Annotated in this window: 9 protein-coding genes; 1 reads left to right on the top strand and 8 read right to left on the bottom strand. The window is 39.8% G+C overall.

What is annotated here, in order from left to right; genetic code table 11:
* Positions 1-269 precede the first annotated feature (269 nt).
* Both spoVG and purR read right to left on the bottom strand, forming a co-directional pair.
* Positions 270-554: a septation regulator SpoVG gene (gene spoVG, locus PLH43_RS12120; RefSeq protein ID WP_324363469.1), complete on the bottom strand. Its 285-nt coding sequence runs from the start codon at positions 552-554 to the stop codon at positions 270-272.
* Between the two features lie 193 nt (positions 555-747).
* Positions 748-1,566: a pur operon repressor gene (purR, locus tag PLH43_RS12115; protein WP_324363467.1), complete on the bottom strand. Its 819-nt coding sequence runs from the start codon at positions 1,564-1,566 to the stop codon at positions 748-750.
* Positions 1,567-1,940: 374 nt separating this feature from the next.
* On the opposite strand from purR, the gene murC reads away from it, so the two are divergent.
* Positions 1,941-3,350, top strand: coding sequence for a UDP-N-acetylmuramate--L-alanine ligase (murC, locus tag PLH43_RS12110; RefSeq protein ID WP_324363465.1), 1,410 nt, complete (start codon positions 1,941-1,943; stop codon positions 3,348-3,350).
* Between the two features lie 111 nt (positions 3,351-3,461).
* Here murC and fabZ read toward each other — a convergent pair whose 3' ends face one another.
* The 6 genes from fabZ to PLH43_RS12080 form a co-directional block, all read right to left on the bottom strand.
* Positions 3,462-3,902, bottom strand: coding sequence for a 3-hydroxyacyl-ACP dehydratase FabZ (fabZ, locus tag PLH43_RS12105; protein WP_324363463.1), 441 nt, complete (start codon positions 3,900-3,902; stop codon positions 3,462-3,464).
* 155 nt (positions 3,903-4,057) lie between these two features.
* Positions 4,058-5,098, bottom strand: a complete 1,041-nt coding sequence (locus tag PLH43_RS12100) for a phosphodiester glycosidase family protein (RefSeq protein ID WP_324363461.1) — start codon at positions 5,096-5,098, stop codon at positions 4,058-4,060.
* A gap of 172 nt (positions 5,099-5,270) precedes the next feature.
* Positions 5,271-5,621, bottom strand: coding sequence for a rod-binding protein (locus PLH43_RS12095; RefSeq protein ID WP_324363459.1), 351 nt, complete (start codon positions 5,619-5,621; stop codon positions 5,271-5,273).
* 67 nt (positions 5,622-5,688) lie between these two features.
* A complete protein-coding gene (flgG, locus tag PLH43_RS12090) occupies positions 5,689-6,489 on the bottom strand; it encodes a flagellar basal-body rod protein FlgG (RefSeq protein ID WP_324363457.1) in 801 nt (266 codons plus the stop codon).
* A 13-nt stretch (positions 6,490-6,502) separates the two neighbouring features.
* Complete coding sequence (locus tag PLH43_RS12085) at positions 6,503-7,282, bottom strand: flagellar hook-basal body complex protein (protein ID WP_324363455.1); 780 nt, start codon at positions 7,280-7,282, stop codon at positions 6,503-6,505.
* Positions 7,283-7,471: 189 nt separating this feature from the next.
* On the bottom strand, positions 7,472-8,506 hold the full coding sequence (locus PLH43_RS12080) for a rod shape-determining protein (protein WP_324363453.1): 1,035 nt from the start codon (positions 8,504-8,506) through the stop codon (positions 7,472-7,474).
* Between the last annotated feature and the right edge of the window lie 106 nt (positions 8,507-8,612).

The following is an 8,612-nucleotide window of genomic DNA, read 5'->3' as shown; positions in this document are numbered from 1 at the left end:
TGAGTCACTTCTTTTTTATCATGTTTGGGCAATTAATTTTACAACTTACCAATTTTCGCATAAATAAAAATCGTCAAAAGTATGCATTAACTTACAGCCCATTCATTGAAGCATTACTTCTTTCATGTGAGACCGCAAGTTCCTTTAGAGAACAAACAACCCCACCATGAAAAAACTGAATAAGCATATGGATTTAATGCAGTCCTTTTCACGATTCAATAATTTCAAAACTAATTATATTCTTATTTTTTATATAGTTCTACAATATTCTAGTTACTTTCTTCTGTTTCGATGCTGCCTGTAGAAATTGACTCATATTTATCCAAAATGGCAGTCTGGATCTTGCTCCTGGTTTCTGCATTGATAGGATGAGCAATATCCCTGAATTCCCCATCTGGAGCTTTTCTGCTAGGCATCGCAATGAATAAGCCATTCTGACTTTCAATAACCTTTATATCGTGAACAACAAATTCATTGTCAAAGGTTACAGAAACGACAGCCTTCATTTTTCCTTCAGAATCGATCTTTCTGATGCGAACATCGGTAATTTCCATGAGATGTTACCACCTTCCGTAAATTGTGTATTCATCGTGTACTTAATATATATTCGGCATTATTTTTGATTTTCCTTCTTATTTTTTACGATTTTTATTATTATTTTAATTGCAAATTAAAACCTTTTTTTATAGCATATCTCTTTATCGATATATTATTCATTATTAAGAAATCCGATTGAAATGGAATTTTTTACATCCATTCTTTGCTGGGCCTTACATCTATAAGCTTTTCCTCAGTATCTACAATATTCAAAGTTAACAGGGACACATAATCGTCCACCAATTTTTTCGACGGCTCTAAGGTCTCAATAACCACCCCGATTCCCACAACCTCGCACTCAAATTCTCTCACCATGTCAATTATGCCCTTGGCAGTACCTCCGCCTTTCATAAAATCGTCTATGAAAAGGAGCCTCGAATATCCTTTGAGGGCTCTCATGGGAAGAACCATTGTTTGAATCTTCTTTGACGAACCGGACACATAATTTATGTTTACCGACGGTCCGTCTGTGGCTTCACTATTGTGCCTTGCTATTACCAAAGGCACCCCCAGCTGTTTTGCAGTGGCAAAAGCAAGGGGAATACCCTTTGTCTCAACCGTAATGACACAATCTATTTCCCTTTTGAAAAAATGCCCTGCAAAAATATACCCTATCTCGGATATTTTCTTGGGATCATAAATAATATCCAGCATATACAAGTACCCGCCCGGAAGAATTCTCTGACTGTTGGACAGCTCCTGACACAGGGAGTCTAAAATGGATTTTACTTTCTCTTTTCTATATCCGGGAACAAATCTTATGCCCCCCATAGAACCGGCTATGCTCTCGATTGACCCCAAGTCAAACTTCTCAAGCAAGTTTTGCACAATATCTATATCTTCACTTATTGTGGACTTTGCAGAACCGAACATATCTGCAAAACTTCCAAGGGTAAACGTTTCTCCCGGTGAATCGCACAGGGTCTTCATCAAAACAGCAAGCCGTTCATTCCTATGAAACTTTTCCATCAAATCCCTCCAGGCTATTTTGTAGTAAATTTCAAGTTGTATACAGGTTAATTAATACAACCCCTCTATTTTTTCCAATTAATCTTTGTATATTATACTATACATTTCCGAATATTTTAAGTCTTTTTAGTTAAATCGTTCAGTATTTATGCCAATTTTTACGGTTTAAAAAATTAAATATACGGAAACACTTATAAATGTGTTAAAATTTTCATATAATACTAATTGGATATTTTTATTGTTGCATCAGCCGGTTAGTATTAATATAAGACTATGAAATTTATTCTTATGACTGTAAAATTTATGTTGGAATTTAGTAAAATATAGATTATGATGTTATCTGGCTGTATATTAAAGTTTAAGGAGTGTTGGCATTGGAACAATTAAGTATACTGGACTCGAAAGAATTCAAACATGTGCATTTCATCGGTATAGGCGGAATAAGTATGAGCGGGCTTGCAGAAATCCTTTTGAACCTGGGATTTAGTGTGTCCGGCTCTGACATGAAACCTTCGAACATTACCTCAAAGCTTGAAAATAAAGGGATTAAAATATACATGGGGCATAACGAAGAAAATATTGGCGATGCAGATCTTGTAATATATACAGCCGCTGTAAAAAGTGACAATCCGGAACTTGTGAAAGCCAAAAGCCTTGGAATTCCCACTTTAGACAGGGCAACATTGCTGGGCGAGATAATGAAAAAATATCCTTTTAGTGTCGCCGTATCCGGTACCCACGGAAAAACAACAACCACATCCATGATTTCACTGATTATGCTGGAATCCTCTCTCGACCCTACTATTCATATAGGCGGAGAGCTGGATGCCATTGGCGGAAATACACGAATAGGAGGAAACAACTACTTTATTGCCGAGGCATGTGAATATGTGGAGAGCTTTCTAAAGTTTTATCCATATCTTGCCGTTGTGCTAAACATTGAAGCCGATCACCTTGATTATTTCAAGGATATAGAGCATATTAAAGACGCATTTTTAAAGTTTATTCGTCTTGTTCCCGAAAACGGCTATGTGGTTGCATGTGTTGATGACGAAAACATTTCGTCTCTTCTCAAAGATGTACACTGCAATGTAATCACTTATGGCCTTAATTCAAAAAATGCAATGTGGACAGCTGAGGATATTTCCTTCAATGAAAACGGCTTTGCATCCTTTACAGTACTTAAAAACAGTGAGAAAGTTGCAAACATACAGCTAAACGTTCCGGGCATCCACAATATCAGCAATGCTCTAGCATCAATCGCTGCATGCCACGCCTTAGGCTGCAGTTTCGAAAACATAAAAAAAGGCCTTGAAAGTTATACTGGCATTCACCGCCGTTTTGAATTAAAAGGAATCGAAAATAATATAAAGGTGGTTGACGACTATGCACATCATCCTTCGGAAATCAAAGCAACATTAAAAGCTGCAAGAAGCGGAAACTATCCAAGAATTTGGACTGTGTTTCAGCCCCATACCTATACCAGGACAAAATTCCTGTTGGACGAATTCTCTACGGCCTTCAAAGATGCGGATAAAGTTATTATAACAGATATTTACTCCGCCCGGGAAAAAGATACCGGCGAAATTCATTCAAGGATTTTGGCAGAAAAGATACGGGAAAATGGCCAGGATGCCATATATCTGTCCGACTTTGAGGGAATTGTTGAATATCTCAAGAAGAATGTTTCCGAAGGAGATTTGATACTTACCATGGGAGCCGGCGATGTGTACAAGGTCGGAGAAATGTTTCTCAAAGATACACAGATGGTAGCCGTAAGCTGACTTGATTTGCACATACATACAAAATTCAAAGCAGGCAATCAATAAAAGTCCGATGACTTCACGATATATCGTGTTGTTCTCGGACTTCTTAGTATTTAATGATTATCCATATTAACCATTCTTATTGGTATCAATCATTGCAAACTTTATCTGGCCCTCGGCTGCGACTTCTCCATCAACAGTAGCTAAAACCTTTGCTTTTCCCATTCCCATCTTGAATGCCAAAAACTCAGCCTCAAGCCTTAATGTATCTCCGGGAACAACCTGTCTTCTAAATTTCATCGACTCAATACCTGTAAACACACCCAGTTTCCCTTTATTTTCTTCAAGCATCAACCCTGCAACACATGCAGTTTGAGCTAAGGCCTCAACTATCAGAACTCCCGGCATAATCGGATTGCCCGGAAAATGTCCCTGAAAGAACGGCTCATTTGCGGTTACATTCTTTATTCCCACTGCTCTCTTCCCCGGCTCAACCTCAATTATTTTATCAATCAATAAGAATGGATATCTGTGGGGAATAATATTCTGAATTTCAACATTGGTCAGCATCAAGACACCTCTTTCCAAAAATAGTTATGTTAGAATACATTATAGCAAAGAGTTGCAAATAAGTAAAACACTTATATCCAATAACAACTCATAAGGTAAAATTACTCCAAAAGCTTTTACAATATATTATTTTGGATGATGACCATGAAGATAAACTAATCGCCATCCACAATAACCACAATTCCTCCCCCCAGCAATCTCTCACGGGCATAAAGCCTGTTTACCGTCTCATTTTTTATAATCATCTGGGTTGAAGCTCCCCCGTCCAGCATGGCGGCATCTTTCACCCCCAGGCTTATCAGATAGCCGGCAAGCTCCCTCGATGAAAGCCCTATGCTGTATCCCGGCTGCCTACCATCTACGGTAATAAGCAGTACTTTGCCGTCATGTTTTATTCCTACAGCTGTCCTCGGATCCCGGTTGGTCAAAAGTCCAACCCATTCGTCCTTGTCAACGGCTGCCACCTTTCCATTCCTTACAAGCCAGCTTCCGCACTCGTATGCCTGAAATTCCGGACCGAAATCCGGATCTATATCGATTCCGACCCAGTCCCCGACTTCAAATTTTTGCTCCAATGAAATAGGCTCATAAAGGGTAACCACCATTCCGTTCGAAGGAATTTTGCACTCCGTATCTGCACGAAATTTCTTTACAACTTTGTTGTTCTCTATAATATATGAAGTACTGAGCTTGCTTGCCCTGTTGGTGGGCCCGAAAGCCGGTGTATACACAACTATTTCCCCAGGTCTACCTTCCCTGTTTATATTATCCGCCAGGATCCTCCTATTGCCATGCAGTATCCATATATTGCTCCAAACCTCGCTTAAAAAGGCATTTTTCCCTTGCACAATAAACACCGGGTATCTGCCCGAAGACTTTGTATAGACTTTTCCGTCAATAGCTACCATACCCGCAGGCTCTCCGTAAGAGTAGAAGAACCCCGCATTTACAGCGGCATAAGCATTATTGTCGATCGCAATATCTTTAAGGCTTTGAAAACCATATATCGTACCGAAGGCTAATGCCGGCTTTATTTTGACGCTGTCAAAAGCCAAATCGATCTCCAAAAGGTTTATCTCCTGCTTCATTTCGTTGATTTCCGTGCTGACAGCTCTATGCACTACGGAGAAAGAATCGGTTTCTGTTGTGACGGTACCTTTATCGTCCGCATTACCATTTTCTTTATTGCCGTACAAATTTCCCCCCTGAAATAAAAAAAGCCCTGCATAAATAATTATGAGGGTCGTAATTATTAAAACCATAAATACTATTGTATTGAAATTAACCTTACTTTCCATCAGTACCTATATGCTCCCCTTGGCAAACAATTTAAGCTTAAATCATACATTAAATAATATCAATAATATATCAATCGGATTTGAGATTTCTCGAAAGCTGCTTGTAAAGGCTATCCGCAAGGCCCAAATTAAGACGCCCGGACGACTCCTTTACCAGTTCCTCATCTAACATATCTTCAAAAATCTCCCTGCCGTAATCAGCAGGTAAAAAATCAGATTTGGGAACTGTGGCTTTCATCTGTTTATATACAATCTGAAGTAAAATTCCTTCAAATTCTTTGCATACTTTTTTAAGTTCTTTCTCGTCTTTGTTCTCCAGAGCATTCTGAAGCCTCTTCTCAAAATCATCATCGGTAGATTTTGTACTGCTGTTCTGTACCGAACTATTAAAGTATTTATTGGTAATTGCACCTATATCCATTATAATCGCTCCTATTTAATTTTTCCAGTCAGAATACTGAAAAACTTGAATAAAGTCTCATCTTACATTATCTCTTTAAATTATTCGCAATGCCCAGCATCTCATCAGCGGACTGAATTGCTTTGGAATTGATTTCATATGCCCTTTGTGCCACAATGAGCTTGACCATTTCCTCAACCACCTGCACATTTGATGACTCAAGGAAATATTGCCTTATATTGCTCTTTTTGCCCAATTCCTCATCAGGTACCGCTTCCCCGGATGCAGAAGTGCTAGCATAAAAATTGCTTCCTACACTCTCCAGACCATTTCTGTTGGGGAATTTTACAAGACCTATTTTCTGTCCCAAAGGTACAACTACTCCATTTTCGTCGGTATAGCTCATTTCTCCGTCGGATGAAATGTTCAGTTTCGACACATCAATGTCGAGTATTATTTCAGCTCCGGATTCATCCAGCACCGGATATCCATCCGATGTTGTGAGCATATTCCCGTTTTCCGTCACACTGAGTTTAAAGCTTCCGTCCCGGGTATAAACTATATCTCCTCTCGGACCTAGCACAGTGAAAAAGCCATCGCCGTCTATGGCAAGATCAAGAGGATTGTCAGTCTTTTCAAAGCTTCCGCTCTGGAAATTTTTCAATGTAGCCATCGGAACTGTTCCGTATCCCACCTGCAGATTTACCGGTCTTCCTTCTCCATCCAGGATATATGCTCTGTTTAATGTGTCATAAAGCATATCCTTGAATTCCAATCTTTCCTTTTTGTATGCGGTGGTGTTGACGTTTGAAAGATTGTTTGATATAACATCGACATTAAGCTGCTGAGCCGTCATTCCCGACCCTGCAGTCCACAGTGCTCTCATCATAATAATTATCCTCCTATCTTACAACTCCTATTTCGTTTACTGCTTTTTGAAGCGTTTCGTCCTGGGCCTGAAGGATTTTTTGATTTGCCTCATAGGAACGCATTATTGTAATCATATTAATCATTTCATTAATGGAATTTACGTTTGACTGTTCAAGATAACCCTGCCTTACTACACCGTCAAACTCTTGCTCCTCTGTATTCTCACTTCTTTGCACAAGATTTGAACCCACTTTTCTAAGTGTTGCGGTATCCGTAAAATTTCTTATCAACAGTCTGTCAACGGCCTGCCCGTTTTCAACAATCGTACCGTCATCACTAACACTGAAATTCTCCGAATTAAGAGTAATAACGCCATTTTGGCCCATTACGAGGTAGCCTTCCTTTGTCACCAGTTGTCCGTATGCATTCAGCGCAAAAGAGCCATCCCTCGTATAATACTCTCTGAACGCTCCGTTTTCGGCAGGTACTGCTACGGTAAAGAAGGCTGTATCGCAATTGGAAATCGCCATGTCCAAGCTGTTGTCTGTCTTTTGGAGCTGTCCTTGATTATAATATGTAAACACCTCTCCCACATCATTTCCCAGCTGTACATACCCCAACCTTCCCGAAGGATTACTGCTGCTGTGGCTGTCGTTAATCCTTCTTACCAATGCATCGGGAAAGCTCTCCAATATCACCGTGTCTTTTTTGTATGCAGTGGTATTTACATTTGCAAGATTGTTGGATACGACATCCATTTGTTTGCTATTGGCAAGCATACTCCAACCTGACGTGTAAAGACCTCTAATCATAATCCAATCTCCTAGAAACGTAATTTATCTTCTTTCAGCTATCTTACTTTTCTTTCAATATAGAATATCGGATATTTATTTAAATGGTTTAGTAGAAAATATTATCTTAAAAGACAACTCCAAAAGTTTAAAACAAAAAAGCCGGGATTTTTACCCGACTTTTCATATATTAAAACCAAATGCAATTTCTTAGATATAATTAACAGTGCTGTCACCTTGTTCACTTTTTTCAATGGCCTCCAAATGTTCAAGCGCCTTGCCTGTTCCCAGGGCCACACATGACACGGCATCATCTGCAATAACTACGTTTATTCCTGTCTTTTCCTGTATCAACTTGTCAAATCCGTATACGAGACTTCCTCCACCGGTCATTACAATACCGCGGTCGCTGATATCTGCGGCAAGCTCCGGCGGTGTCCTTTCGAGAACCGAGTGCACAACTTCCACAATACTTGAAATGGGCTCTTCCAAGGCCTCCATAATCTCTGAGGAAGTAACGGTAATGGTCTTCGGCAACCCCGATATAAGATTTCTTCCCCTAATATCCATGGATACTTCCTGTACCCTGGGATAAACCGTACCGACATTGATTTTCAACTCTTCAGCAGTACGTTCCCCTATCATAATATTGTGTTTTTTCCTCATATATCTTGAAATAGCTTCATCAAACTTGTCCCCCGCAACTTTGATGGAAGAACTTACAACAATACCGCCGAGGGATATAACGGCTATGTCGGTGGTACCTCCACCCACGTCTATTACCATGCTTCCGCAAGCCTTTGAAATATCGATACCAGCCCCGATTGCAGCGGCTATCGGCTCTTCAATAAGATACGTCTTTCGCGCACCGGCCTGCATTGCAGCCTCTCTTACCGCTCGTTTTTCCACCTCGGTAACTCCGCTGGGCACACATACAACAATCCTTGGCTTGAAAAACTTAAATGCCTTGTTGCCGCATACCTTGCCAATAAAGTGCTTTAACATTTTCTCAGTAATATCATAATCGGATATTACACCGTCTCTTAAAGGCCTTATTGCGACAATATTCCCGGGAGTCCTGCCAAGCATTCGCCTAGCTTCCTCTCCCACAGCCAGAAGCTTGTTTGTATTTTTATCGATTGCCACAACCGAAGGTTCTTTTAATACTATGCCTTTTCCTTTTATATAAACAAGTACTGATGCCGTTCCCAAATCAATACCTATGTCCTGTCCAAGCCCAAACAAAGCGCATCTTCCTTTCAACACTGTATTGCAATACTCATAATTAATATTATCATATGATTATCCCACAAAAAGTATCGGTTCTAAATAAAATTTCTTAAACCTATTG

The organism is Acetivibrio sp. (assembly GCF_035371925.1).
Classification (GTDB): Bacteria; Bacillota; Clostridia; order Acetivibrionales; family Acetivibrionaceae; genus Hungateiclostridium.
The sequence above is the reverse complement of the archived record's forward strand: the minus strand, read 5'-3'. Positions and strand labels throughout refer to the sequence as shown.